We start from the raw sequence: 25,762 nt of genomic DNA on the forward strand, positions 1-25,762 counted from the left end.
TCGAGGCCGTCTCAGGCCACTTCGGCGATCACGGGGCGGATCGCGGTGTCGAAGTCGACCGGGTCGTGCCGGAGCGTGTCCGTGACCGCGATGCTGAACGCGCCGATGCGCCAGATGCCGCGCTGGGCGAGCGGCAGCACGTGCACGTTCAGCTCGAACGAGTGCGCCCGGCGCCCGGTGTCGCGCTCGAACTCCGCGAGCGCCGCCGCATACGCGCGGTAGGGATCCCCGGTGCCGGAGACCGAGCGGGCGTAGCGCTGCTGCGCGTCCTTCGCGTAGTGCAGCACGTCGGCGGCGAACGGAATGATCGCGGTGCGCAGCCGCTCGGCGCCGCGGGCGGGCAGCGCCACGATGGTCTCGAAGCCGTCGATCAGCTCCAGCGGCGTCGCGGACGGGTGGGTGACGGGCTCGACGGTCATCTCCCAGTAGGCCCGCCACTGCCGCTCGAGCGCGTCGTCGGCCTCGCCGTCGTCGAAGGCCCGGCGCGGATGGTCGCGCAGCGGGGGCAGCTCGGCCGGCACCTTGATCCCGAGCCGCTGACGCAGGGCGAGGGCGACCAGCACCGGGATGCCGGCCTCCTCGCGCACAAGCCACTGCGGCTTCTCCGTCATGGCCTAATGGTACGGATTCCCGGGCTCCGTGGAGCGGCCGATTCCGGTTTCGAGGAGCGATGTCCGTCGTGGAGCCGCAGGGAGGCGACGAACACCGCTCCTCGGACGGAAGGGCGGGTCAGCCGATCGTGCGTGCGACGGCGTCGAACGCACGGATGGTCCACAGCAGGCGCTCGCCGTCCTGCGGCGTCGGCCAGCTCGAGAGCTTGGCGGCGACGACGTCGGCCGCACGGTTGACGTAGACCATCTGGCCGTGGATGCCGAGCGCGAGGAACACGTCGGATCCCGGATACGGGAACCAGAAGCCGTTGCGGTACATGCCGCCCGGCATGAGGGTGGGCTCGGCCGCGTTGGCGAACGCCGCGCGCGAGTCGGGCGCTCCGGCGAGTGTCTCCGCGATCCACGCGGCAGGCAGCACCTGCCGGCCGTCCAGCGCGGCCCCGTCGCGCAGGAACAGCGTGCCGAAGCGCAGCAGATCACGCAGCGACGCCGAGACGCCGCCGTCGAACATCCCGGATCCGACCGCGTCGACGCCGACGTTGGCCCCGAACTCCGCGCCCATCGGACCCCACAGCCGCTCCGACATCAGGTCGGCCGCGTGGATCCCGGTCGCTCCCTCGAGCACGAACGCCAGTGCGTCGGTCTCGCAGGACTTGTAGTCGAAGCGTCCGCCGTGCGGGCCGTCGGCGCCGAGGGTGGCGAGGAAGTCGCGGAGCGTGTGCGGGGTGTCCGGATGCCGACGCGGCGCCCAGCCGATGGCCTCCTCGAGCAGGCGCACCTCGGCGTTCTCATCCAGATACGCCTCGGAGAACCGCACCCCGGTGCGCATGTCCAGCAGATCGCGCACGCGTGCGCCGTCGTACCCGGAGCCGGCCAGCGCCGGGACGTAGGCCGTGACCTGCGCACCCGGATCCAGCTCTCCCGCGCCCATGAGCGTGCCGGCGACGGCGGTGGTCAGCGACTTGCTCACCGACATCAGCAGATGCAGCACGCTCGGCGACATCGTCCCGACGTACTGCTCGCCCATCACCGCGCCGTCGCGGGCGACGATCCAGCCGTCCGTGAAGGTCGAGGCCATCACGTCCTCGAACGGCGCCGAGCGGGGCTCCCACGGATGCGGGACGTCGATGTGCGCGAGATCCGCGGGCACGCTGGGCAAGGCCAGGGTGCGCCCGTGCGAGGAGATCTCGTGCACCGGCAGGAAGTCGGCCATGTGCTGCATCGACCAGCGCAGGTTCGGCTCCTGCTGCCACGCTTCGAGGGGTGGGATGAACCCGTCGACGGGGCGTCCGTCCGGGGCGGGCGGGGGCACGGCTGCCGCGGCCGGGGTCATGCCGTTCCAGAGGTCCGTCGACGGGGGCGTCACATCACCGCTCATGGTGTCGATTCGGTTCCGATCAGTTCAGGCTCAGAGGGTTCCATCGCGGGCGGCAGCGGCGTGGCCGCGTACATCGCCCTGATGGACTCGATGAGGTGCTTCGCGCGGATGGACAGACGACCCGTGGGCGTCTGCAGCCGGCCCTTGGTGACCAGGATCCCCAGATCCGCGCCCTTCCAACGGTAGTCGCCCGGCCCGTAGATCCGCAGGAAGAACGACTCGGACTCGTTTCCGAGCAGGTGCCAGTCGAGATCCCCCTGCGAGAACGCGAGGCGGCCATAGGCGTCGAAGACGTACCGTCCGGTCGGGGGCGCCACGTCGATGTGCTCCACCGTCGCGTCGGTGTGCTTGATGATCATGTGGCTCCACTGGTCGGCCGCGGCGAGCTCCTCCCAGCGGTCGTTGATCTCGTCGACGTCGAGGTCGAACTCGACGCCGGAGTACTCCAGCAGGTGGAACAGGAACAGCGGGATGTCGGCGTAGGCCCCCGCGGTGACGTTCGTGATGGCGGAGGCGCCGGAGATGCGCGGGTTCAGCTCGCCGAGGTAGACGTCGCCGGTGTCGGTGTCCAGCAGCACGTCGACCTCGAAGAAGCCGCGGTACCCCTCCGCGCCGAGCCGGTCGCCGAGCGTGCGCACGAGCCGCGCGGCCGTGCGCCGGGTGCGCTCGTCGAGGACGTCGGGGAACATCTCGTTGCCGGCCCAGCCGCCGCGGTAGGGGGTCAGGTCCTTGTGGCCGGTGATCTCCGTCATGAACGGGCCCACGATGGTGCCGTGGCGGGTGAGCACCGCCTCCACGGCGATCGGGCGGTTGTTGATCCTCTTCATGACCTTGAGCTCGTGCCCGACGATGTCGTCCTCGTGCTTGGCGAAGGAGGCGGCATCGGTGACGAAGTAGGTGGTCTTGCCGGAGTCCCCGTACGCGGTCTGCACGACCAGGTCGGATCCGAGTCCCGCCTTGGTGGCCTGCTCCTGCAGATCCTCGTAGGAGCCGGCCGTCGTGATCACGTGGGGGACGCTCGGCACGCCGACCGATTCCGCGATGCGGGTGGTCACCATCTTGGAGTCCAGGTGCTCGCGCAGGGCGGCCGACGGCAGGATCAGCTCGTAGCCGAGCTCCTCGCAGATGGCCTCGGTCTCCGCGTCGAAGAACACCATCGCGATGCGCGGCCGCTCTCCCGCGGGCGTGAGCCGTGCGATGTGCGCGCGCACCTCGTGGTGGCGCAGCAGCCAGTTGTTGATCTCCTCGCCGCTCTGGAACTCGATGTACGGCTTGTGGATCGGGCTGAACACCCGGGGGTGCGCGCCCTGCCAGCCGTCGTAGTACGTGATGTACGAGAACCCCCGCACCCAGCGGTCCAGGCCCAGCAGGTTGAACGCCGAGGCGCCCAGGAAGAAGATCGGCGCGCGGTTGGTGCGGAAGAAGTGCCGGATCTCCGACATGTTGCGCAGGCCGTGGGAGCGTGCCGGCTTCTCGCCGGGCGCGGTCTCCGGATCCAGCGTGGGCAGCGCCACCGGAAGCGGGTTGGTCGCCGGCCCGGCGGTCGTGGCGGAGCTCGGCACGGGCTTGCGGGCCCGGGAGCGGGCGGCGCCCGTCTTCCTGGGCGCTGCGCCCGCCGCGTCCTTCTTCGCGAGCGAGGCGCTCGACGCACGTCTGCGAGGCGACGGTGTGACGGCTTCGGATGTCTCCTCGGCCGGGGTCTGCGCCGACCCCGGGTCCTTCTGAGTGCGTGCCACGATGGTCCTCTCCATTCGCGAAGGCGCGGCCTCGTTGCCGCGCTGCAGAGTTCTCTCGGGATCGGGGGAGTCAAGTAATACCAGTTCTCCCGCGGCAGCACCAGAGCCGGGGGCGGCCCCCCCGGCAGCGGTCGGGGCGGTCCCGGCGCGGGGCGACGGCGGAGTCCGACGCCGGGCGCCGGCACAGCCGCCCGCCGGTAGGATTGCCTGGTGTCCTCCCGCACCTATGCTGAGGCCGGCGTCGATACGGCTGCCGGCGATCGCGCCGTCGAACTCATGAAGTCCGCCGTCCGTGCCACGCACGGACCCGAGGTGCTCGGCGGGGTCGGCGGATTCGCCGGTCTCTTCGACGCCTCGGCCCTGCTCGGCTACCGCCGGCCGCTGCTCGCCTCGAGCACCGACGGCGTCGGCACGAAGGTCGCGATCGCGCAGGCGATCGACAAGCACGACACGATCGGCCACGACCTCGTCGGCATGGTCGTCGACGACATCGTGGTCGTAGGCGCGAGGCCGCTGTTCATGACCGACTACATCGCCTGCGGCAAGGTCGTGCCCGAGCGCATCGCCGACATCGTGCGCGGCATCGCGGAGGCCTGCGAGCTCACCGGAACCGCCCTCGTCGGCGGCGAGACGGCCGAGCACCCCGGCCTGCTCGGCGTCGACGACTACGACGTCGCGGGCGCGGCGACCGGCATCGTCGAGGCCGACCGGATCCTGGGCTCGGAGCGCGTGCAGGACGGCGACGTCGTGCTCGCCCTCGCCTCCAGCGGCCTGCACTCCAACGGCTACTCGCTCGTGCGCCACATCCTGGCGAAGGCCGGCATCGGCTACGGCGACCGCTCCGACGAGCTGGGCACCACATGGGGCGAGGCGCTGCTCACCCCGACCCGCCTGTACACGACGCCGCTGCTCGGGCTCACCGAGCGCTTCGAGGGCGCGGTGCACTCGCTCAGCCACGTCACCGGCGGCGGCATCGCGGCCAACCTGGCGCGCGTGCTCCCGCAGGGATCCTGGGCCGAGGTCGACCGCTCCACGTGGTCGCCGGCCCCCGTGTTCCGCGTGCTGAGCGACATCGCCGGCACCTCGCTGGAGTCCAGCGAGGGCACCTGGAACCTCGGCATCGGCTTCCTCGCGGTCGTCGACGCCTCGTCCGCCTCCGCGATCGCCCAGGCGCTCACGGCCGGCGGCATCGACACCTGGCAGGTCGGGACGGTGCGGCTCGACGCCGTCGCCGCGCGCCCGGCCGGCGAATTCGAGCAGGGCGCCAAGGGCGTCGACGGCGGTGCCGTGCGCCTGGTCGGCGCCTACGCGAACGGAGCGAACTGACCCCCATGTGCGGCATCGTCGGAATGGTCGGGCACGCCCCCGTCAATCAGGACATCTACGACGCGCTCCTGCTGCTGCAGCACCGCGGGCAGGACGCGACCGGCATCGCCACCGCCGAGCCGAACGGGGTCATGCACCTCGCCAAGGCGCAGGGCATGGTGCGCGAGGCGTTCCGCACCCGCGACATGCGGTCGCTGCTCGGCAACGTCGGCCTCGGACACGTGCGCTACGCGACGAAGGGCACCGCGTCGAGCGAGGAGGAGGCCCAGCCGTTCTACGTGAACGCGCCGTACGGCATCATCCTCATCCACAACGGCAACCTCACCAACACCCGCGAGCTGACGGCCGACATGGCGCAGCGCGACCGCCGCCACCTGAACTCGTCGAGCGACACCGAGCTGCTGCTCAACGTGCTCGCCCACGAGCTGCAGACCACGACGTCGACGGTCGACCTCGACTCCGAGCGCATCTTCGAGGCGGTCGCGCGCACGCACGAGCGCATCGAGGGCGCCTACGCGGTGATCGCGATCATCGCGGGCTACGGCCTGCTCGCGTTCCGGGATCCGTTCGGGATCCGTCCGCTGATCCTCGGCAAGCGCATCCGCCCTTCGAGTGCCTCAGGGACCCCTTCGAGTGCCTCAGGGACCCCTTCGAGTGCCTCAGGGACCCCTTCGAGTGCCTCAGGGACCCCTTCGAGCGCCTCAGGGACCGACCGGGAAGAGTGGGTCGTGGCGAGCGAGTCGCTCGTGCTGGAGAACGGCGACTACGAGGTCGTGCGCGAGATCGCGCCCGGCGAGGCCGTGTTCATCGCGAACGACGGGACGCTGTTCTCGAAGCAGTGCGCGGCGGATCCGACCCTCGCCCCCTGCGCCTTCGAGTACGTGTACCTCGCGCGTCCGGACTCGGTCATGAACGGCGTCTCCGTGTACGAGTCGCGCCTGCGCATGGGCGACCGCCTTGCCGACACGATCGCCAAGCACGTGCCGCTGGACGAGATCGACGTCGTCATGCCGATCCCCGACTCCTCGCGCCCCGCCGCCATGGAGGTCGCCCGCAAGCTCGGCAAGGAGTACCGCGAGGGCTTCTACAAGAACCGCTACGTGGGCCGGACGTTCATCATGCCGGGCCAGGCGGTGCGCAAGAAGAGCGTGCGCCAGAAGCTCAACGCGATGTCGACCGAGTTCAAGGGCAAGAACGTGCTGCTGATCGACGACTCGATCGTGCGCGGCACCACGTCGAAGCAGATCATCCAGATGGCCCGCGACGCGGGCGCCGCCTCGGTGATCTTCGCCTCCGCCGCGCCGCCGATCCGGCATCCGCACGTGTACGGCATCAACATGCCGTCCAAGCACGAGCTCATCGCGCACGGCCGCACCATTCCGGAGATCGCCGAGGAGCTCGGCGCCGACCGGCTCGTCTACCAGGAGGTCGACGACCTCAAGGCGGCGATCACCGAGGGGTCCGAGCTCACCGACCTCGACCTGAGCCCCTTCGACGGGCGGTACGTGACGGGAACCGTGACGGCGGAGTACCTGGCCTGGCTCGAGGGGTCGCAGACCTCGTGACGGGCGATGACCGGCCCCTGAGGAACTCGGAGGTCCGGCCGCTCTGGCGCGGGCGGGCACTGGCGGTGCTCGGCATCGTGCTCGTCGCGTTCTCGCTGCGCTCCGCGGTGGCGTCGCTGTCGCCGGTCGTCGACCACGTGGCGCGGGACTTCCCGATGCCGTCCGCCGTGGTGGGCCTGATCGGCACCGCGCCGCCGGTGTGCTTCGCCCTGTTCGGGCTGCTCACGCCGCTCATGGAGCGTCGCCTGGGCCTGGAGCGGGTCGCCGTGATCGCGCTCGGCGCCGTCACGGTCGGGCTCGTCGCCCGCGGTCTCGCCGTCGACTCGTCCACCCTGCTCATCGCGACCGCCCTCGTGTTCGCGGGTGTCGGGATGGCGAACATCCTGATGCCGCCGCTCGTGAAGAAGTACTTCCCCGACCGGCTCGGGCTCATGATGACGCTCTACACGACGGTCATGGCGTTCTCGACGTTCCTGCCGCCGCTCGTGGCGGTCCCCGCGGCCGACGCGGCCGGCTGGCGGGTGTCGCTGGCGATGTGGGCGGTCTTCGCGCTCGCCGGCACCATCCCGTGGATCGTGATGCTGCTGCGCTCCCGCACCGAGGCCGCGGCGGCCGCAGCCCCGCCCGCCGAGTCGGGGGATCCGGTCGCGGCAGGATCCGACCGGCTGTCGTTCGAGGACGCCACGGCCCTGTCCACGGGGCCGATCGTCACCGCGCCGTCGAGCTCCCGGGTGTTCTCGCGCCTGGCCCGGATCCCCTTGGCCTGGACCCTCGCGGGCGTCTTCGGCACCTCCGCGAGCATGGCCTACACCGCGTTCGCCTGGCTGCCGACGATCCTCGTCGAGCACGCCGGCACGACGCCGCAGCAGGCGGGCCTGCTGCTCTCGCTGTTCGCGTTCACGGGTCTGCCCGCGTCGCTGATCGTGCCCGTGCTGATCGTGCGCTTCCGCGCGACGACCGCGCTGTACGTGATCGGCGCTCTCGGCGCCGTCGTCGGCCTCCTGGGCCTGCTGCTCGTGCCGGCGCCGTCGATCGTGTGGCTGTGGGTGCTGCTGTACGGCCTGGCGGGCCTGCTGTTCCCCCTCGCTCTCGTGCTGATCAGCATCCGCGCCCGCGAGCCGGAGACGGCGGTGGCCCTCAGCGGCTTCGTGCAGAGCACCGGCTACGTGCTCGCGGCGGTATTCCCGTTCCTGCTCGGCGTGCTGCACACCACGACCGGCGGCTGGCAGGTGCCGCTCATCGTGCTCACCGCGCTGCTCGTGGCCTCGATCCCCGCCGGCGTCTATGCCGGGCGGCACATCACCGTCGAGGCGGCGTGGGAGCGCCGCCACGGCCGGATCTGGTAGCACCGGGACTCCGCCACCCTGAGAACGGTCGCACGCTCTCCGACGGGGTCAGCGTCTCCGCGAGCACCAGGGCGCCGTCGAGCGTGCGCATCTCCAGGCGCAGGGCCTCGGGATCCGCCCGCACATCGATCCAGGTCGCGGCCTCGGGGGACGCGGCGTCCAGGTCCGGGCCGCCGGCGACGACCTGCGCGTACGGGAACGTCGCGTCCGCGGGGATCAGGGCGGGCTCATGCGTGTGGCCGGAGACGATCAGCTGCGCGCCCCACGCGACCAGGGCATCGTGCCAGGCGTCGCGGCTCATCCGGCTGAACCAGTCGTACCCGTCGCGGTCGTAGTCGGCCGGGGTCTCGTCGGTCCAGCGCAGCGGGATGTGGCAGAACACGAGACGGTACGGGGCATCGCGGATCTCGGGCCGTGCGATCTCCTCACGCAGCCAGTGCGCCTGCTCCGCGCGCAGCGGCTCGAACGCGACCCGTCCCCGGAAGGTCGGATGCGCATCGGGCTTGTCCTCGCCGGTGTGCAGGAAGACGCACGCCACGGGGCCGATCCGCACGGCGGAGAAGGGCCGGCCATCCCGCATCGCCACGTAGTCCTGCAGCTGGAACGCCCAGTCGCCGCGCACGTCGTGGTTGCCGATCGTGACCTCGAGCGGCCGGTCGGCGCTGATGTCGCGCTGGGCGGGGGAGAGCACGGTGCTCACGAACTCGCCGGGTGTGGTCCAGTCGTTGCAGAGATCCCCGTTCCAGACGAGGAGGTCGACCGCGGGCGTCTGCGCGTCGAGCGCACGGATCGTGTCGTCGCGCTGATGCGTGTCGTTCCACACCGCGATCCGGGCGCTCTCGGCGGATCCGTCCGCCAGGCGCACCGTCTTCCAGGCGCTCACGTGCTGCGCACCGGGCGCGGCGACCGCGTCGGTCACGGCGCGCACCTGCACGGTCGCGCCGGGGCGGAACCCTTCGGTGCGCACGCGCAGCACGTGATCGCCCTGCGGGGTCATGCCGAACGCGTCCATGCGCGCCTCGCCCTCGCCGTCGTCGGTGCGCCACTCCAGCCGGCCCCGGCTGAGCCGGCTCACCGCCCACACCCCTTCGAAGCCGTCCGGGCGCACCGCCATGATCACCAGCGGGCTCGTCACGAGCTCGCTGTCTGCGGTGGACGCGCGGGGGGCGGGGGTCATCGGTTCTCCTCATCGGGATCGGGGGCGCCGCCGAGGTCCAGCTCGAACCGATAGCGCAGGTCGTCGTCGAACCACATCCGGAAATTGGTGCCCCACACATTGTTGTGCAGATTCACGGAGAACCCGTCGGCGGGATCCGGGATCGCGTCGTCGAAGCGCAGCAGGGCCGGGGCGCCGACCGCGACCAGGGGCGCGTCGATCGCGCGCAGGCGCAGAGGCCGCGATCCGCTGCGCACGACGGCCGTCGCCGCGTGCAGGGTGCGGTTGCCGCGGCGGACGACGCGCTGCGGGTCCACGGGCGCACCGAGCTTGTGCAGCGTCCAGGTGTCGTCCGCCGCGGGGGAGCCGGGGGCGGGGCGGAAGCCGAACCAGCTCGCCTCCGGCAGCCGGGACGCCTCGCGGCCGCACACGTCGAGAAGGATCCGGATCGGGCCCTCGCTCGCGGGGAAGCGGTACTCGATGCGGATCCGGGCCGGCGCGCCCGTCGCCGCGACGAGTCGCGCCGGAAGGGACAGGTCGGCCGTCGCGACGCCGGTGCCGTCGGCGTTCGTGACGACCCGCAGGGTCCGCACGGCGGGTGCCGTGACGCGCGCGGGGAGGCTGTCGGCGATCGCCAGGCCGGGGCTCGCCTGGTCGGGGATCGCCCAGAAGCCGTGCTGGTCGAGGTCCCGGCAGTACTGCCGCAGCCAGCGCTGCTCGTCGCGTTCGTCGAAGGTCTGGTGGCGGAACGCGCCCAGCGCGTGGTCGTCATCCGCCCACACGCTGCCGTGTGCGTCGCGCAGCCCGGTGATCGACCCGTCCGCGCCGAAGCGCACCGCGAACCGTCCGAGGAGCACCTCCTCGCCGACGGCGAGGGTGCGCTCGGTTCCGTCGACCGGTGTCGCGCCCTCCGCCGCTGCGTCACCCCGGGGCTGCAGCTCGGCCAGTGCCGCCCGCGCCTCGGCCGCGCGCGCGGGCGCCAGCGCGGCGATCGCCGCATCGAGATGCGCGCGCTGCTCGGCCCAGGACTCCTCGAATCCCGAGTACGTCAGGGGGTTCCGCGACGGGTGCTCGGCCCACGCCCAGTCGTAGGCGTGCGTGTCCGCGGGGTTCGATGAGGGATCGACGACGTCGCGGGCGCGAGCCGCGCGGAACTCGTCCTTGAGGTAGTTCGCGTAGTCGGGGAGGTGGGTCTTCAGGTCCTCGCCCCACGTGTGCTCGGCGATGCGCAGCAGCGCCACCCCGAAGTCGTGGTGCTCCGCGGAGGCGGGACCGAGGGCGCCGTCGCGGACCCACGCGGTCCGCAGCCGCTGCAGGGCGCCCAGGCCGGCGGTCAGGAGAGGATCGGCACCGGCCCCGTGGATCCAGGTGTCGCCGATCTCGTCGGTGAGCACGGGCAGCGCGTCGCGGTGCGCGAGCACCGCGCGAGCGAAATCGTCCAGGTTCGAGGCGACGATGCGCGCCCCGGGGTGCGCGGCTGCGAGGGCGGCGAAGAGCTCTTCCACCTCGTCCACCGTGGGCGGGCCGTCGTTGTCGCCGGTGTGCGCGAGGTGCAGCGCGTCGGTGCCGCCCGGCACGACGGCGAGCGCCAGCCCCTCCGAGCCGTAGGAGCGCGCGTAGTTCACCACGACCTCGGCGCCGTCGGGAGCGCGCCAGACGAAGAACTCCGGCACGTCGGGCACCGCCGAGGCGCCGTTCACACCCAGGTGCAGGTACTCGATCCCGGCGGCGTCGAGCACGGGCACGAGCCCGATCGTGTGGCCCGGCACGTCGGTCATCTTCGCGGCGATGGTGCGGCGGCCGTAGCGTGCGTCGAGATCCTGCGACAGCGACGTCGCGAACGCGGCGAGCGACGGATCCAGGAGCTCGGTGTGCGTCGTGAGCGGCAGCGCGTGCCACCGGATCCGCCCCTGCCGCAGGGCGGCATCGAGCCGGGCGACCTGCGCTGCGCTGCCCGTGCGCAGCACGTGGTCGATCAGCCAGGAACCGGTCGTCCACACGAAGCGCGCAGGTCCGCCACGGCGTTCCAGCTCCTCGGAGAGCTCGATCGCGCGGGGCAGGTAGCGCTCGGTGTAGCCGGCGATCACGTCACGGGCGAGGGCCGTGAAGCCGATGTCGAGGTGGGTCTTGAAGACGACGTGGATCGTGTCGATCACGGCGGATCCTTCCGGGGGTCAGGGGCGGTCCTGCGAGGCAGGTCGAACATCGCGGCGCTCGTGCCGCAGGGAGCGTGCCGCTGTTCCGGGTGGGTCGCACGGCACCCGGAACAGCGGCGCCGGATCAGTGCAGCGGCTTGCAGAGCAGCGCGCTCGGCACGCCGCCCTGAAGGCGCTGATAGGTGTAGGCGACGCCGGCGATGTACTCGCCGTCGGCGCACTGGCCCTTGAAGCGCCCGGGCGCCCAGTCGCTCGCGGTCGAGCCTCCGCCGGCGGGCCGGTTGTCGGCGCGGTCGAACCAGAGGGTGCGGCCGTTGCTCGACGGCAGCGCGGACGCGCTCGGTGCGCAGAGCAGCCGGGAGGCCGCCCAGCGGTTGACGGTGCCGATCGTCAGGCTGAGGCCCACGGCGATCTCCCCGTTCGCGCACTGCAGCTTGCTGTAGCCGCCGGCCCAGTCGACCTGCACGTTGGCCTCAGTGCTCACGACATGGCGGACGGTCGTGAGGCTCGGCTGTCCCGCATCGGTGCACAGACCGCGGTTGCTGCTGCGGGAGAGGCCCTGCAGCCGCTCGGTGTCGGGGCAGACGCCCTTCCACTGACCCGGATCCCAGTCGGGCCGGTCCTGCATGAGCGCGGAGGCGTTGGTGTCGGGCAGGTAGCTGTCGCTGCCGAGCATGTTCCAGCGCACGGCGGGGTCGACGTGTCCCGTCCTGCCGGGGGAGGTGACGAGCTTCTGCCAGCCCGCATACCGCCAGTCGTCCGCGATGCTGATCCGGCTGCCGTCCGGCCGGTAGCCGAGCAGCGCATAGGTGTCGGCGAGGTCGCCCGCGGCGTCGGCCTGGGTGACCAGGGGCCAGGCGGCGAAGTCGGTGTCGTTCGCCGCGAGGAGGTCGGTGAAGTTGTTCCACCAGTCGATGTTCTTCTGATCGGTCTCCCCGGCTCCGCGGATGCCGAATTCGCTGATCCACACCGGAGCCGTGTAGTGCTGGCCGGCCGTGGTCACGAACAGCGCCTCCTGCGTCACCGCGTCCGCGAGCTGTGTCGCGGTCATGTCCCGATAGCGCAGGTCGTGGGTCTCGCCCAGCCCCGTTGCCCCGGTGTGCTGCGGACCCGTGTAGCCGTACACGTGCGCGGAGTACACGAGCTTGTCCGGGTGCAGGATCGTGTTCGACGTGTTCGCGACCGGCTTGAGCATGGGCCGGTCGTGGAACAGGCCGTCCAGCGGCACGCCCTGCCAGTTGATCCCCTCCATCACGATGAGGACGTCGGGGCTGACCTTCTGGATCGCGATCGCCGCCTGCTGATACGCCTTGTACAGGTCGTTGCCGTCGCCCATTCCCCAGTTCGCATCGTCGGTCACGTCGCGGCGCACCTCGTTGCGCAGATCCATGCCTACCACCCGCGGGTTGGCCCGGTAGCGCTGGGCGAGCATCACCCAGTCGGAGATCCACTTCTCCGTGGTCTGGCTGCTGTACCACTTGGTGTTCGCGTCGACACCGCAGCACCACAGCGACGTGGTGGTGTGGTTGTTCAGGATCACGGCGAATCCGTCGGCGGTGAGCGCGTCGACCACGGCGTCGAAGACCTGGAGCGGCGTCTTGCCGCGCAGCTGCGGGTTGGCTGCGACCGCCGCATCGGGCGCCGCCGTCATCCCGAGCATCTCGTTGGAGAACGGCAGGCGGATGCTGTTGATCCCGATCGAGTGGAAGTCGCTCATCAGGGTCGGCAGCGCCACGCGGTCGAGCCCCATCGGGATGTCGTAGCTGTCGCCGCTGTTGTGCGTGGCGGGGTCGTCCTTGGATCCGCTGCCGCTCCAGTGCCCCTGCGCTCCATCCCAGTTCGCGGAGATGAGCTTGAACCGGTCGCCGTCGGCGTCGACCACGTACCGTCCTCGGGTGCTCAGCGGTGCGGTCCATGACGCGGAGAGCTCGGCGCCGGTGAGCACGGGGATCGTCGTGGCCCGCGCCTGCGCGGACGTGGCCTGCGCCTGCGGCTGCGCGGCTGCGGGGATCGGCGCGGCGAGGCCCGTGGCCAGCGCTGCGGCGCCGAGCGCCGCGAGCACCTGATTCCGTCGTCGTTGCATGGATCCAACTCCTTTGTCTTCTGTCCATCTGGTCGGACTCCGTCTCCTCCGCACATCGTCCATGCGGTGGATTCTCGACGGATTGGCAACGTAAACATCACGTTTTCGAGGCGTGAGTTGTTTACGTAACCATAGTGTGCCTATAGTGCTCTTGGTAACGCAACCAATCACGAGGAAGTGAGACACGGATGTCGATCGCGACGCCGCTCCGACGCTCCCGCCCGTCCTGGGCGGGCTGGTGGTTCGTCGGTCCGTTCATGCTCGTGTTCGCGCTGGTGCTCATCGCGCCGCTGCTCTACGCGATCTATCTCAGCCTGTTCCGCGACTCGCTGATCGGCGGCACGCACTTCGTCGGCCTGGAGAACTACGCCACGGCGATCGTCGACCCGAAGTTCTGGGACGCGACCGGACGCGTCGTGCTGTTCCTGGTCGTGCAGGTGCCGATCATGCTGGTGCTCGCCCTGGTGGCCGCGTTGGCGCTCGACAGCGCACGGCTGCGGTTCGTGCCCTTCTACCGGCTGAGCATCTTCCTCCCCTACGCCGTCCCCGGCGTGGTCGCGGTGATGATCTGGGGCTACATGTACGGCGACCAGTTCGGACTCGTGGCGGATCTGAACCGCTGGCTCGGCGACATCGTGCCCTCCCCGCTGTCGTCGACGTGGATCCTGCCCGCGATCGGCAACATCGTCACCTGGGAGTTCGTCGGCTACAACATGCTGATCTTCTTCTCGGCGCTGCAGGCCGTGCCGCAGGAGCTCTACGAGGCGGCTGAGATCGACGGGGCCGGCGCCCTGCGCACGGTGTTCAGCATCAAGCTCCCGGCCATCCGCGGCGCGATCGTCGTGGCGACCATCTTCTCGATCATCGGCAGCTTCCAGCTGTTCAACGAGCCGGCCGTGCTGCAGAAGATCGCGCCGAACTCGATCTCGAGCTACTTCACGCCGAACATGTACGCCTTCAACCTGTCGTTCGCCGGATCGCAGTTCAACTACGCGGCCGCGATCGCGATCATCTCCGGCGTGATCACCATGATCATCGCGTTCTTCGCGCAGTCCCTCGGATCGAAGGAGCAGAAGTGATGAGCGTCATGACGTCCCAGGGCGCGGAGCCGCTGAACACCGAGGCCGTCGTCACCGGCCGCCGACCCAGCCGGCTCGCGAGCGGCCGGATCCAGGGTCGTCCCGCCCGCCGCGCCGGCCGGCGACCGGCGCGCCGCACGCGCACCTCGATCACCCTCATGATCGTGATGACCCTGATGCTGCTCTACAGCCTGGGCCCGCTGTTCTGGCTCGTGGTGAACTCCACGAAGTCGCGGCAGGACCTCTACACCACGTCCGGCCTCTGGTTCGGGCCGAAGTTCTCCCTCTTCACGAACATCGCCGACGTGTTCGCGTACGACGACGGGGTGTTCCTGCGCTGGTTCCTCAACACCGTGCTCTACGTGGTGGTCGGCGCCGGCGGCGCCACGCTGCTGGCCACCCTGGCCGGGTACGGGCTCGCCAAGTACCGCTTCCCGGGCCGGCGCGCGGTGTTCGCGATCATCCTCGGCGCCCTCGCGATCCCCGGATCCGTGCTCGCGGTGCCCCAGTTCCTGCTGTTCAGCAAGCTCGGGCTCACGAACACCCCGGCCTCGGTGCTCATCCCGTCGCTCGTGAGCGCCTTCGGTCTGTACCTGGTCTGGGTCTACGCGGCCGAGGCGATCCCGGACGAGCTCATCGAGGCGGCGCGCCTGGACGGCGCCGGCGAGCTGCGGATCTTCTTCTCGATCTCGCTCCGGCAGCTCGCCCCGGCCTTCATCACCGTGCTGATGTTCGCCGTCGTCGCCACCTGGAACAACTACTTCCTGCCGCTCATCATGCTCTCCAGCCCCGAGTGGTACCCGCTCACGGTCGGACTCAGCCAGTGGGCGTCCGCGTCCGCGTCGATCGGCACGCAGCCGATCCCGCAGCTGGTCATCACCGGCTCGCTGCTGACGGTGCTGCCCATCTCGGCCGCCTTCCTCTATCTGCAGCGCTACTGGCAGTCCGGCCTCGCCGCCGGAAGCGTCAAGTAGCCGCAACCCCTCTGTTCACCTCCCCCGCACGAAACTCTGCATCACCTCCGGAAAGGACCCCGCAGTGAAGAAGAACATCTGGATGCGCGCCGCCGTCGTCGTCGGCGCCGCCTCGCTCATGATGGGCGCCCTCGCGGGCTGCCAGGGCGGCAGCGACGCCGCCCAGGGCGGTTCGAAGGCCGACATCGACGCCGCTCTCAAGAAGGGCGGCGAGCTGACCTGGTGGACCTGGAGCGACGCCACGCAGAAGCAGGCCGACGCGTTCACCAAGGAGCACCCCAACGTCAAGATCAAGGTCGTGAAGCTGGACAACCCGGATGCTGCGGTGACGAAGCTGCAGAACGCCGTCAAGGCGGGATCCGGTGCTCCCGACATCGTGCCCGTCGAGTACCAGACCATGCCGCAGCTGACCATGGCCGGGGCGCTCGCCGACATGACCTCCTACGGCTTCGACGGCTACAAGGACCAGTTCACCGCGTCGACCTGGAGCTCCGTGAACGTGAACGGCAAGCTCGTCGGCATCCCGATGGACTCCGGTCCGATGGTCTTCATCTACAACAAGGACCTCTATGCCGCCGCCGGCATCACCGAGGCGCCGAAGACCTGGGACGAGTTCGTCAAGGACAGCGCGGCCATCCACGCGAAGGATCCGAACACCTACATCGCCACCGGCGGCGACGCCGGATTCTTCACCAGCATGATCTGGGCCTCCGGCGGCCATCCGTTCAAGACCGACGGCGAGAAGGTCACGATCGACCTTCAGGACGAAGGCAGCAAGAAGTTCGCCGACATGTGGGGCGGCATGCTGCAGCGCGGCGAGCTCTCTCCGCTGGCCACCTGGTCGGACGAGTGGAGCAAGGCACTGAACCAGGACAAGCTCGCCACGCTCATGATGGGTTCCTGGATGATCTCCGGAATGGATGATCACGGCGCCGGCAAGTGGCAGGTCGCCCCGATGCCGACGTGGGACGGGACTCCCGGATCCGCCGAGAACGGCGGAAGCGGACTGAGCGTCACCGACCAGAGCAAGAACAAGGCCCTCGCGGCCGCCGTGCTGCAGTTCATGGCCGACGGCACCGGCCGCACGCTCATCAACCAGAACGGCTTCCCGTCGACGGTCAAGGAGTTCGACAACGCCGACTGGAAGAACATGACCTTCGCGGCGTACGGCGACCAGAAGCCGAACCCGATCGGCGCGGACTCGGCGAAGTCGGTCATCGCGGGCTGGCAGTACCTGCCGTTCCAGGGATACGCCAACAACGTGTTCGGCGACTCGGTCGGCAAGGCGATCGGCGCCAAGGGCGATCTGAACGCGGCTCTGAAGGAGTGGCAGAAGACGCTCGTCGACTACGGGAACCAGCAGGGCTTCCAGGTCAACAATTAACCCGCCGCCGCTCGGTGCGGGGTCCGCTGCGGCGGGCCCCGCACCTTTCCCGCCGCCCTCCACGACCCCTCGATCCTTCCCGGAGTCCGCAATGCCCACCTTCGCCATCGGCGAGACCGACTTCCTGCTCGACGGAGCGCCGTTCCAGGTGATCTCGGGCGCGATGCACTACTTCCGCATCCACCCCGGCCTCTGGGAGGACCGTCTGCGGACGGCCCGTCAGATGGGCCTCAACACGATCGAGACCTACGTGCCGTGGAACGCGCACGAGCCGGTGCGCGGCGAGTTCTCCGCGGAGGGCGACCTCGACCTCGGCCGCTTCCTCGACCTCGTGCAGGCGCAGGGGATGCACGCGATCGTGCGCCCCGGCCCCTACATCTGCGCCGAGTGGCACAACGGCGGACTGCCGGAGTGGCTCATCGCGGATCCCGGGATCCGCGTCCGCTCGCAGGATCCGCGCTATCTCGCCGAGGTGGAGCGCTATCTCACGCGCGTGTACGACATCGTCCGGCCGAGGCAGATCCACCGCGGCGGGGGAGTCATCCTCGTGCAGATCGAGAACGAGTACGGGGCGTACGGCTCCGACAAGGCGTACCTGCGCGCCCTCACCGACCTCACCCGTGACGCCGGCATCGAGGTGCCGCTCACGACGGTCGACCAGCCCGCCGGCTCCATGCTCGACGACGGGACGCTGCCCGATCTGCACAGCACCGCGTCGTTCGGATCGCGCGCGGCGGAGCGCCTGGCGGCGCTGCGCCGGCACCAGCAGACGGGGCCGCTCATGTGCTCCGAGTTCTGGTGCGGCTGGTTCGACAGCTGGGGCGAGCCGCACCACACCACCTCCGCGGCCGACAGTGCGGCGGAGCTGGAGACCCTCCTCGCCGCGGGCGCCAGCGTCAACATCTACATGGTGCACGGCGGCACGAACTTCGGCTACACGGCGGGCGCCAACGACAAGGGCGTCTACCGGCCGATCGCGACGTCGTACGACTACGACGCGCCGATCGCCGAGGACGGCACGCCCACCGAGAAGTACTGGCGGTTCCGCGACGTGATCGCCGCGTATGCGCCGGTGCCGGAGGACCTCCCTGCGCCCCGGACGCCCGCGCGCGTCCTGGAGGCGCCGCTGGTGCGCGCCGTCGCGCTCGCCGACGCGGGGTTGGAGAGCTGGACCCGGCACGAGACCGCGCCCGCCGCGACGTCCTTCGGTTCCCCGCGCGGCTACTCCCGGTATGCGGTCGCGGTCCCGCACGGCGGCGCGCTCACCGTGGGCGAGGCGCGCGACCGCGCACATGTGTTCCTGGACGGACGCCCCGTCGGGATCCTGGATCGCGAAGCGCACGACCGCGTGCTCACGGTGCCGGCGGCGGGCGAGCTCTCGATCCTCGTCGAGCATCTCGGCGGCGTGAACTACGGTCCGCGGATCGGCGAGGCCAAGGGCCTGATCGGCCCCGTGCGTCTGGACGGCGAGGAGCTGCACGACTGGGCCGTCTCCCCCCTCGAGCTGACCGCCGACGCCGTGCGCGCGGCACTCGCCGCGCACGGGACGGCGGTGCGCCCCGGCGTTCCCGTCGCCGGTCCGGTGCTGCTCGGGGGCGTCTTCGACGCCGACCCCTCGGGCGACCTGCATCTCGACGTGAGCGGCTGGGGATCCGGCGCGGTGTGGATCAACGGCTTCGCACTCGGCCGCCACTCCGCGCGCGGCCCGCAGGAGACGCTGTACGTCCCCGCGCCCGTGCTGCGCGCCGGAGGCAACGAGATCCTCGTGCTGGAGCTCCGTGGCGCGGAGCGGCCGACGGTGCGCTTCGCGGAGTGGCCGCGGCTCGGCCCGACCGAGTTCTGAATGCGGTCAGGTCAGAGCCGGTGCGGGACCGGTGCTGTCCCGCACCACGAGCCGGGTCGGGATGAGCGGGTTGTCGGGCAGGGGATCGCCGTCGATCATCGCGATGAGCAGCTCGGTCGCGCGCTGGCCGACCACGTCGAAGTTCTGGTGGACGGTGGTCAGGGCGGGCCAGTAGCTGTCGCTGTCCTCGCTGTCGTCGAAGCCGATCACGCTGAGATCCTCGGGGATCCGCAGTCCCGCCTCGTGGGCCGCGTGCATCACGCCGAGCGCCATCTGGTCGTTCGCCGCGAACACCGCCGTCGGGCGCGGGCTCTCGGCGAGGATCTCCCGGCCGGCGGCGCGGCCCGAGGCGGCGGTCCAGTCGCCGCGGTGCAGCGTCGGCGCGTGGAGCCCGTGCTCCTGCAGCACATGTGCGTAGGCGTCCTCACGGCGGCGTGCGGAGAACGACTTGAGCGGGCCCGCCACGTGCGCGATGCGGGTGTGGCCGAGGTCGAGCAGGTGCTGCATGGCGATCCGGGCGCCCTGCTCCTGGTCGGTGTCGACCAGGGTGTGCTCCGCGGTCGCCGTGGAGTCGACGATCACGAGCGGCAGGCCCGCGGTCAGGGCGTAGTCGTCGGGCGAGCCGAACTCGGCGGACATGATCAGGATGATGCCGTCGACGGCCTGCTCCTCGAGGCGCCCGAACGCGCCCGTCACCGAGACGCGCGTGGGGTCGGCCACAGGGATCAGGGTGGTCGTGTAGCCGGCCGCGGCGCCGGCCTCGGCGACCGCTTCGAGGGTGCGCTCGTTGCCCAGCGTCGTGATGTTGAAGGTGACGACGCCGAGGCTGCGGAAGCGGCCGGACTTCAGATTGCGCGCGGCGCTGTTCGGCCGGTACCCGAGCTCCTTCATCGCGGCGAGCACCTTCTCGCGCTTCTCCGGGCGCACGTGGACATAGCCGTTGGCCACGCGCGACACGGTCTGCGGAGAGACGCCCGCGCGCTGGGCAACGTCCTTGATCGAGGCGCGCGGAGCGCCGTCCTTGGTCCGTTGCACATTGGTCCCTTGCATGGCAACGTAAACAATACTCGAACCGCTGAGGAAGAGGAATCATGTCGTCATCGACCGTCGACCACGCCGTCGTGGATCTCGGCATCGTGCTGCAGACCGAGGACGTCGCTCTCGTCCTGGACATCCGCGGCGGCGGGCTGCCGGAGGTGGTGCACTGGGGCGCGGCCTGCGGACCCCTCGACGCCGCGTCCTTCGACGCGCTGACGCGCACCGGCGTCTTCCCCGACGCCGGCAGCGAGGTCGACGCGGTCGTGCCCGTATCGCTGCTCCCCGAGCTCTCGCGCGGATGGAGCGGGACGCCGGGGATCAGCGGCTCCCGGGACGGCGCGCACTGGTCGCCGCGCTTCGAGGTGACCGGGGTCCGGGTGGACGGCGCCCCGCTCGAGGACGGATCCGGCCCGGTGCCGACCGGACGCCGCCTCGTCTCCCTCGGCCCTGCTTCGGTGCAGGTGTCCGCCCGCGACGACGAGGCGCAGCTGGAGCTCGAGCTCGACGTCGAGCTCATCGCCTCCGGCGCGATCCGCACCCGCGCGGCCCTCCGCAACGCCGGCGACGACGGGTACGCGCTCGATGCGCTCCTGCCGACGTTGCCCGTGCCGCTGGAGGCGGACGAGGCGCTGGACTTCGCGGGACGCTGGGCGGTCGAGCGCGTTCCGCAGCGGCGCCGCCTCGGCGTCGGCGCGCACCGCAGGGAGAACCGGCGCGGGCGCACCGGCCTCGGGAGCGCGCTGGTGCTCGCCGTCGGCCGGCACGGCTTCGACGAGGCCTCGGGCGAGGTGTGGGGGATCCACGTCGGCTGGTCCGGCGACCACGTGCATCAGGTCGAGCGGGTCGCCGAGGGCCGCCAGGTGCTCGCCGGGGGCGAGCTGCTGCGGCCCGGCGAGATCCGGCTGGGTGCCGGCGAGGAGTATCGGAGCCCGTGGCTGTACGGCTTCCACGGGCAGGGTCTCGACGCGCTCGCGGCGCAGTCGCACCGGATGCTGCGCGCGCGGCCCCAGCACCCGCTGTCGCCCCGCCCGGTCACCCTCAACGTGTGGGAGGCCGTGTACTTCGACCAGAACGAGCGGGATCTCGTGGAGCTGGCCGATGCCGCCGCGTCCGTCGGGGTGGAGCGCTTCGTGCTCGACGACGGCTGGTTCGGTGCGCGCCGCAACGACCGCGCCGGGCTCGGCGACTGGACCGTGTCGCCCGAGGTGTGGCCGCAGGGGCTGCATCCGCTCATCGACCATGTGCGCGGCCTGGGCATGCAGTTCGGGCTCTGGGTGGAGCCGGAGATGGTGAATCCCGACTCCGACCTGGCCCGCGCGCATCCGGACTGGATCATGTCGGCGCGCTCGGAATGGCCGCTCACGGGGCGCCATCAGCAGGTGCTCGATCTGGCGAACCCGGCCTGCTACGCGCACGTGCGCGACGCGCTCATCGCGCTGCTCGACGAGTACGACATCGCGTACCTGAAATGGGATCACAACCGCGACCTCGTCGAGGCGGGCACCGGATCCCGGCGCGCACCGGGCGTGCACGGGCAGACCCTCGCGTTCTACGCGCTCGTGGACGAGCTCAAGCGCCACCAGCCGGGGCTCGAGATCGAGTCGTGCTCCTCGGGCGGCGGACGCGTCGACCTGGGCGTGCTCGAGCGCACGGACCGGGTGTGGGGATCGGACGACAACGACCCCCTGGAGCGCCGGCGGATCAACGCATGGACGGCCCAGCTGGTGCCGCCGGAGCTCATCGGCGCGCACATCGCGTCCGCCCCCTCGCACGTCACCGGCCGCACCCACACCCTCGCGTTCCGCGCCTCCGTCGCGCTCTTCGGGCACCTGGGCGTCGAAGCGGACATCCGCCGTTGGAGCGACGAGGAACGCGCCCAGCTGGCGGAGTGGATCGCCCTGCACAAGCGCGAGCGCGCCCTGCTGCACGGCGGCCGGATGGTGCGTGCGCAGACACCGGACCCGGCCTTCGCGCTGCAGGGCGTGATCGCCGAGCACGGCGGACGCGGGCTCTACCTGTTCACCGCACTCGCCGTCGGTGCGACCGCGACGGCGGGGCGCTTCCGTCTGCCCGGGCTCGACGACGGCCGGCGCTACCGGGTCGAGATCGAGCCGCTCAGCCTGCGGGGACTCGCGGGCAACGCCGCGGCGTGGCAGCGGGACGGCGTCGAGCTGACCGGGAGGATCCTCGGCCGCATCGGCATCGTGATGCCGTCGGTGCATCCCGAGACCGCCGTCATCCTGAGAGCGACAGCGGTCGACTGAGCGTCGGCGTCGCGCCCTCAGTCCACGAGCACCTCGTCGCCGACGCGGATCGTGCCGCCGACGCCTGCGGGGTCGCCGACCGCGCCGCTGATCCCCGGCAGCACGAGCAGGCGGCCGAGCGTCGGCTCGTCCTGGCCGAGGGATCCGGTGAGCGTCTTCAGCACGCTCGCGTCGCGCTCGCCGGTGTCGGGGTTCGCGTGCGTCGCCAGGCAGCGCACGATCGGGCCGGCGGTGCGCAGCCGCACGTCGCCGATGCGCACCTCGCCGTGCCAGTTCAGCTCGTCCCACGCGTCGACGCCCCCGATCACGACGTTCGAGCGGAACCGGCGATCGTCCACCTCCTGTTCGAGCGCGGCGCCCAGCGCGGCGACGCTCGCCTCGCTGTGCAGCGACACGTAGCCGCGTCCCCGGTCCTGGAACCGCGAGCGGGTGCCGTCGCCGACCAGCGCCAGCGGGAGGCGTCCCGGCCGCTGCAGGCGCTTGGCGTCGGGGGAGTCGAGCACGAAGGCGGTGACGGCCTCGGAGAGCGCGTGGCGTCCGTCGTTGTCCAGATCCGCGTCGGCCAGCGTCTCGCCCGCGTGCTCGATGCGCACCCGCCGCGCGTCGTGGTCGTAGGTCAGCCGCAGCTGCGCGAGCGCGGGGAAGGACTCGAGCGCGAGCCCCTTCGACTTCGGCCAGTGATCGAGGCCGTCGCGCTCCTCGGGTGTCGCCGCATCCGCGAAGCGGAACGCGAGCACCCGGTCGCCGGCGATCCGGCCGTCCGCCTGCACGGTGAGCGAGGAAAGGCTCTCGGGCGTGAATCCCTTGACGGGGTGGCGATAGAGCGCGACGACGTGAGGCATGGATCCATCCTCGCAGGGACGCGCGGACGACCGGTGCCAACGACGAACCCCGCCGCGAGCATGCTCGGGCGGGGTTGCGGATGAGAGAGCTCAGGCCCTTTCGAGCTCGTCCTCGTCTTCGTCGGCGTACTGATCCGCCCACTTGTCGACGTACTGGTCTTCGGTCTCCGGATGACCCAGCTCGCGCTCCAGCGCGGAGTAGTTCACCGACGGACTGTAGGACTTCAGTTCGCGGGCAATCTTGGTGTGCTTTGCCTTCTGACGGCCACGGCCCATGCGCGAGACCCCCTTACTGTAAGCAGCGGACGAAACGGGGCCCGCTGTCTATTTCCGGCACCGGCTCGCGGCCGGTAAGAGTAGCATCCAGGATAGCACGAGGGCCACCTCACCTCGCCGTGACGGGGGTCGCAGCAACCCGGCCGGAAGGGAACGATGAGATGAGCGACACCGCCCCCACCCCTGAGGAACGAGAACTGCAGAACACGCAGCTGCAGAAGGCCGTGATCGTCGCCCTGCGACCCGGTCAGCCGCCGCGCGTGCTCGCCGAGGCGATGCGCTACGCGACCCTGCTCTCCGCGCCCCTCCTGATCGTGCACGTCGACGTCACGCGCTTCGTCACGTTCGAGGATCCGGACGGCATGGTGCACTCCGCGCCGATCGACCTCAACATCGACACGGGCGCCGAGGAGTTCGCCGAGCTGCGCGCCGAGGTCGAGAAGGTGCTCGCCGGATCCGGCCTCACCTGGACCGCGCGTCAGCTGGTGGGTGACCCCGCGCTCGCGATCAAGCATCTCGCGGGCGAGGTGGATGCGCAGCTGATCGTGGTCGGCACGCGCAGCCGCGGGATCGGGGAGTCGATCCGCGAGTTCTTCACCGGATCCGTCGCGGCACGGCTGTCGCACCGGCAGTCGCGGCCGATCCTCGTCGTGCCGCTCGAGGAGCCCGTACCCGACACGCAGAAGGAGATCTGGCCGGAGTAGCCGGATCCGGGTCGGCGCCTTCCCTTCCCGGTCGTTGAGCCGAGGACGCGCAGTGCCCGACCCTTCCGGCCGTTGAGCGAGGACGCGCAGCGCCCGAGACGAAACGCGGTCACCCACCAGGGCGCCGCGTTCCGTCCCGTCGGCCGTCGGCCGTGCTCGCTCGCCGACCCGGTGAAGGGCCTCAGCTGCGCAGCCCGGCCAAGGCCGACGTCACCGCGTGGGCGGCGGCGTCGAGCGCCGCGTCGAGGTCGCTCACCACCGGGGCGGGCAGCAGGCCGCCTTTGGCGACGTGCGTGCGCAGATCGGCGCGCACGCGGGCGCGGAACTCGTTGATCGACGCATCGGCGCGACGCAGCTCCTCCCGGCTGGCGATCCGCTCGTCGGCGCGCGCGGTCGCCTCCCGGTAGGAGGAGGCCGTCGCTCCGGAGCGCTCTTCGCGGGCGGCGGCGGCGAGGTCGGCGCGCAGGCTCCGCATGGCCTCCTGCACGCTCTGGCGCACCTCGTTCGCGATCAGGCGCACGGAGTCGTTGAGTCCGGCCTCGATGCCCTGCAGGTCGCCCTCGCGCGCGGCGAGCTCGGCCCGCCCCGCGTCGGTGATGGCGTAGATCGTGGTCCGGCCGTCGGCCGTCTTCGTGACGAGTCCCTCCTCCTCGAGCTTCGCCAGGCGGGGGTAGATCGTGCCGGCGCTCGGCGTGTAGGTGCCGCCGGTGCGATCGGTGAGCGCCTGGATGATGCCGTAGCCGTGCTGCGGGGACTCGGCGAGCAGTGCCAGCAGGTACAGGCGCAGGTCGCCGTGGGAGAAGACCGCGGGGCTCACAGCAGATCCTCCCCGTCGGAGGTGAACGACACCGGCGCCTCGGCCGCGTCGCGGCGCAGCACGGTGACATCGCCAGAGACGGTGTTCACGCGCACGTCGGCGAAGGTCCCGGACAGCTCGCCGCGCGAACCGGCGAAGTTCGACGGGCCGGAGGTGCCGCGCGGCACGCCGTCGATCGTGATGCGGCCGCTCAGCGTCCGGGCCACGTAGTTCGCGGCGAGTTCCTCGTCCAGGCGCACGGTCGCATCGCCTGAGACGCTGTTGAGCGACACCGTGTTGACGGGGCCGGTCGCGTCGATGAGCATCGCGCCCGAGACGCTGTCGATCGTGGCCTTGCGGATCTCGCCGGTCAGCGCGACGCCGCCCGAGACCGTGTTGGCCATGGCGGTGCCGGTCAGGCCCCGCACCTGCACGTCGCCCGAGACGGTGTTCACGTTCAGGTCGCCGCGGTGGGTGTCGACGATGAGATCGCCGGAGACGGTGTTGAGGCGGGCGTCCTCGGTGAGGCCGGAGACGAGAGCGCCGGCGCTCACGACGCCGAGGGTGAGCGCGATGTCCCGCGGGACGGCGACGCTGATCTCGGCCTTGGGGCCGCCTGCGCCGAAGTTGCGGAACACCTCGAGGAAGTTGTCCCACCCGATCTGCGGGTGGTCGATCTCGATCTGGGTGCCGTCGGACTCGATGCGTAGGTCCTTGATGGTGACGTTGTGCACCTCGATACGGATGCCGGGCTCGTCGTGGGCGATGACGTCGACCTGCCCGCCGACGAGTCCGATCTTGAGCTTCGACGCGCGCTCGATGTCGATCACGCGCTCCTGCCCGGGGGCGATGAGCCACTTCTCGGTCATGTCTGTTCTCCTGGTTGGGGATGCATATCCCGAGGATCGAGATATATCGTGTTTCCGAGCATAACACGATATATCTCGAATCCGTCAAGAGGTCTTCGCAGATCCGTTCCGCTCCGAGGCCGAGAAAGGGCGGACCCTGCGAGGAGTCCGCCCTTCGCCGCCGGCTCAGAGGTCGACGTGGTTGTTCTGCGGATCGCGCTCCCGCTGACCGCTCGCGAAGCTGACCAGGGCAGGTGCGTCCGACGTCTCCCTCCTCCTGTCGTCTTTCCCTCCCCCTGCGGGCGCACGTGTGAGGAGGGAAACGCGCTGCGGGGAGGGAATCGCGGTGGGGGATGA

The 25,762-nt window shown here is 70.9% G+C and carries 20 protein-coding genes; 9 read left to right on the plus strand and 11 right to left on the minus strand.

Annotated features, from left to right (window positions below; translation table 11 throughout):
- Positions 1 to 11: 11 nt before the first annotated feature.
- The 3 genes from RL72_RS02825 to RL72_RS02835 form a co-directional block, all read right to left on the minus strand.
- Positions 12 to 611: a hypothetical protein gene (locus tag RL72_RS02825; RefSeq protein ID WP_045249294.1), complete on the minus strand. Its 600-nt coding sequence runs from the start codon at positions 609 to 611 to the stop codon at positions 12 to 14.
- 118 nt (positions 612 to 729) lie between these two features.
- Positions 730 to 1,989, minus strand: coding sequence for a serine hydrolase domain-containing protein (locus RL72_RS02830; protein WP_248700352.1), 1,260 nt, complete (start codon positions 1,987 to 1,989; stop codon positions 730 to 732).
- A complete protein-coding gene (locus RL72_RS02835) occupies positions 1,986 to 3,725 on the minus strand; it encodes a biotin carboxylase (protein WP_248700353.1) in 1,740 nt (579 codons plus the stop codon). The genes RL72_RS02830 and RL72_RS02835 overlap by 4 nt, the downstream gene beginning before the upstream one ends.
- 210 nt (positions 3,726 to 3,935) lie before the next feature.
- On the opposite strand from RL72_RS02835, the gene purM reads away from it, so the two are divergent.
- Genes purM through RL72_RS02850 form a run of 3 tightly spaced genes read left to right on the plus strand, consistent with a single transcriptional unit; the run spans position 3,936 to position 7,962 of the window.
- Positions 3,936 to 5,051 (plus strand): phosphoribosylformylglycinamidine cyclo-ligase, encoded by a 1,116-nt coding sequence (gene purM / locus RL72_RS02840; protein ID WP_428838615.1) that lies wholly within the window; start codon positions 3,936 to 3,938, stop codon positions 5,049 to 5,051.
- Positions 5,052 to 5,056: 5 nt separating this feature from the next.
- Positions 5,057 to 6,616 carry an amidophosphoribosyltransferase gene (locus RL72_RS02845; protein WP_045249296.1) on the plus strand — a complete coding sequence of 520 codons (1,560 nt, stop codon included), beginning with the start codon at positions 5,057 to 5,059 and terminating at the stop codon, positions 6,614 to 6,616.
- Positions 6,613 to 7,962 carry an MFS transporter gene (locus RL72_RS02850; RefSeq protein ID WP_248700354.1) on the plus strand — a complete coding sequence of 450 codons (1,350 nt, stop codon included), beginning with the start codon at positions 6,613 to 6,615 and terminating at the stop codon, positions 7,960 to 7,962. Before RL72_RS02845 ends, RL72_RS02850 begins: the two co-directional genes overlap by 4 nt.
- Here the strand turns inward: RL72_RS02850 and RL72_RS02855 are convergent.
- The 3 genes from RL72_RS02855 to RL72_RS02865 all read right to left on the minus strand — a co-directional run bounded on the left by RL72_RS02855 (position 7,916) and on the right by RL72_RS02865 (position 13,357).
- Entirely contained in the window at positions 7,916 to 9,139 is a 1,224-nt protein-coding gene (locus tag RL72_RS02855; RefSeq protein ID WP_045249297.1) for a metallophosphoesterase family protein, read from the minus strand. The two genes, RL72_RS02850 and RL72_RS02855, sit on opposite strands and share 47 nt — an antisense overlap.
- Positions 9,136 to 11,274, minus strand: a complete 2,139-nt coding sequence (locus RL72_RS02860; RefSeq protein WP_045249298.1) for a DUF5054 domain-containing protein — start codon at positions 11,272 to 11,274, stop codon at positions 9,136 to 9,138. Before RL72_RS02860 ends, RL72_RS02855 begins: the two co-directional genes overlap by 4 nt.
- A gap of 124 nt (positions 11,275 to 11,398) precedes the next feature.
- Positions 11,399 to 13,357, minus strand: coding sequence for a glycoside hydrolase family 5 protein (locus tag RL72_RS02865; RefSeq protein ID WP_045249299.1), 1,959 nt, complete (start codon positions 13,355 to 13,357; stop codon positions 11,399 to 11,401).
- Between the two features lie 188 nt (positions 13,358 to 13,545).
- On the opposite strand from RL72_RS02865, the gene RL72_RS02870 reads away from it, so the two are divergent.
- The 4 genes from RL72_RS02870 (at position 13,546) to RL72_RS02885 (ending at position 18,637) form a co-directional block, all read left to right on the plus strand.
- Positions 13,546 to 14,436 (plus strand): carbohydrate ABC transporter permease, encoded by an 891-nt coding sequence (locus tag RL72_RS02870; RefSeq protein WP_045249300.1) that lies wholly within the window; start codon positions 13,546 to 13,548, stop codon positions 14,434 to 14,436.
- Positions 14,436 to 15,410 carry a carbohydrate ABC transporter permease gene (locus RL72_RS02875; RefSeq protein WP_082071988.1) on the plus strand — a complete coding sequence of 325 codons (975 nt, stop codon included), beginning with the start codon at positions 14,436 to 14,438 and terminating at the stop codon, positions 15,408 to 15,410. The genes RL72_RS02870 and RL72_RS02875 overlap by 1 nt, the downstream gene beginning before the upstream one ends.
- Positions 15,411 to 15,474: 64 nt before the next feature.
- On the plus strand, positions 15,475 to 16,794 hold the full coding sequence (locus RL72_RS02880; protein ID WP_052674144.1) for an ABC transporter substrate-binding protein: 1,320 nt from the start codon (positions 15,475 to 15,477) through the stop codon (positions 16,792 to 16,794).
- Between the two features lie 91 nt (positions 16,795 to 16,885).
- Positions 16,886 to 18,637 (plus strand): glycoside hydrolase family 35 protein, encoded by a 1,752-nt coding sequence (locus RL72_RS02885; RefSeq protein ID WP_045249301.1) that lies wholly within the window; start codon positions 16,886 to 16,888, stop codon positions 18,635 to 18,637.
- Positions 18,638 to 18,643: 6 nt separating this feature from the next.
- Here the strand turns inward: RL72_RS02885 and RL72_RS02890 are convergent, their stop codons facing one another.
- Positions 18,644 to 19,672, minus strand: a complete 1,029-nt coding sequence (locus tag RL72_RS02890; RefSeq protein ID WP_248700355.1) for a LacI family DNA-binding transcriptional regulator — start codon at positions 19,670 to 19,672, stop codon at positions 18,644 to 18,646.
- Positions 19,673 to 19,728: 56 nt separating this feature from the next.
- Between RL72_RS02890 and RL72_RS02895 the strand changes: the two genes are divergently transcribed.
- Entirely contained in the window at positions 19,729 to 21,939 is a 2,211-nt protein-coding gene (locus RL72_RS02895; RefSeq protein ID WP_045249303.1) for an alpha-galactosidase, read from the plus strand.
- A 17-nt stretch (positions 21,940 to 21,956) separates the two neighbouring features.
- Here the strand turns inward: RL72_RS02895 and RL72_RS02900 are convergent, their stop codons facing one another.
- Complete coding sequence (locus RL72_RS02900) at positions 21,957 to 22,781, minus strand: MOSC domain-containing protein (protein ID WP_045249304.1); 825 nt, start codon at positions 22,779 to 22,781, stop codon at positions 21,957 to 21,959.
- A gap of 90 nt (positions 22,782 to 22,871) precedes the next feature.
- Positions 22,872 to 23,057, minus strand: a complete 186-nt coding sequence (locus tag RL72_RS02905; RefSeq protein ID WP_045249305.1) for a DUF3073 domain-containing protein — start codon at positions 23,055 to 23,057, stop codon at positions 22,872 to 22,874.
- 161 nt (positions 23,058 to 23,218) lie between these two features.
- On the opposite strand from RL72_RS02905, the gene RL72_RS02910 reads away from it, so the two are divergent.
- Positions 23,219 to 23,761, plus strand: coding sequence for a universal stress protein (locus tag RL72_RS02910; protein WP_045249306.1), 543 nt, complete (start codon positions 23,219 to 23,221; stop codon positions 23,759 to 23,761).
- Positions 23,762 to 23,942: 181 nt separating this feature from the next.
- On the opposite strand, the gene RL72_RS02915 is transcribed toward RL72_RS02910, so the two are convergent.
- The gene (locus RL72_RS02915) at positions 23,943 to 24,578 is read right to left on the minus strand and encodes a PadR family transcriptional regulator (RefSeq protein WP_045249307.1); all 636 of its coding nucleotides are present in this window, start codon (positions 24,576 to 24,578) and stop codon (positions 23,943 to 23,945) included.
- On the minus strand, positions 24,575 to 25,426 hold the full coding sequence (locus tag RL72_RS02920) for a DUF4097 family beta strand repeat-containing protein (RefSeq protein ID WP_045249308.1): 852 nt from the start codon (positions 25,424 to 25,426) through the stop codon (positions 24,575 to 24,577). Before RL72_RS02920 ends, RL72_RS02915 begins: the two co-directional genes overlap by 4 nt.
- Positions 25,427 to 25,762: the final 336 nt, after the last annotated feature.

This window comes from Microbacterium azadirachtae (assembly GCF_000956545.1).
Taxonomy (GTDB): domain Bacteria; phylum Actinomycetota; class Actinomycetes; order Actinomycetales; family Microbacteriaceae; genus Microbacterium; species Microbacterium azadirachtae.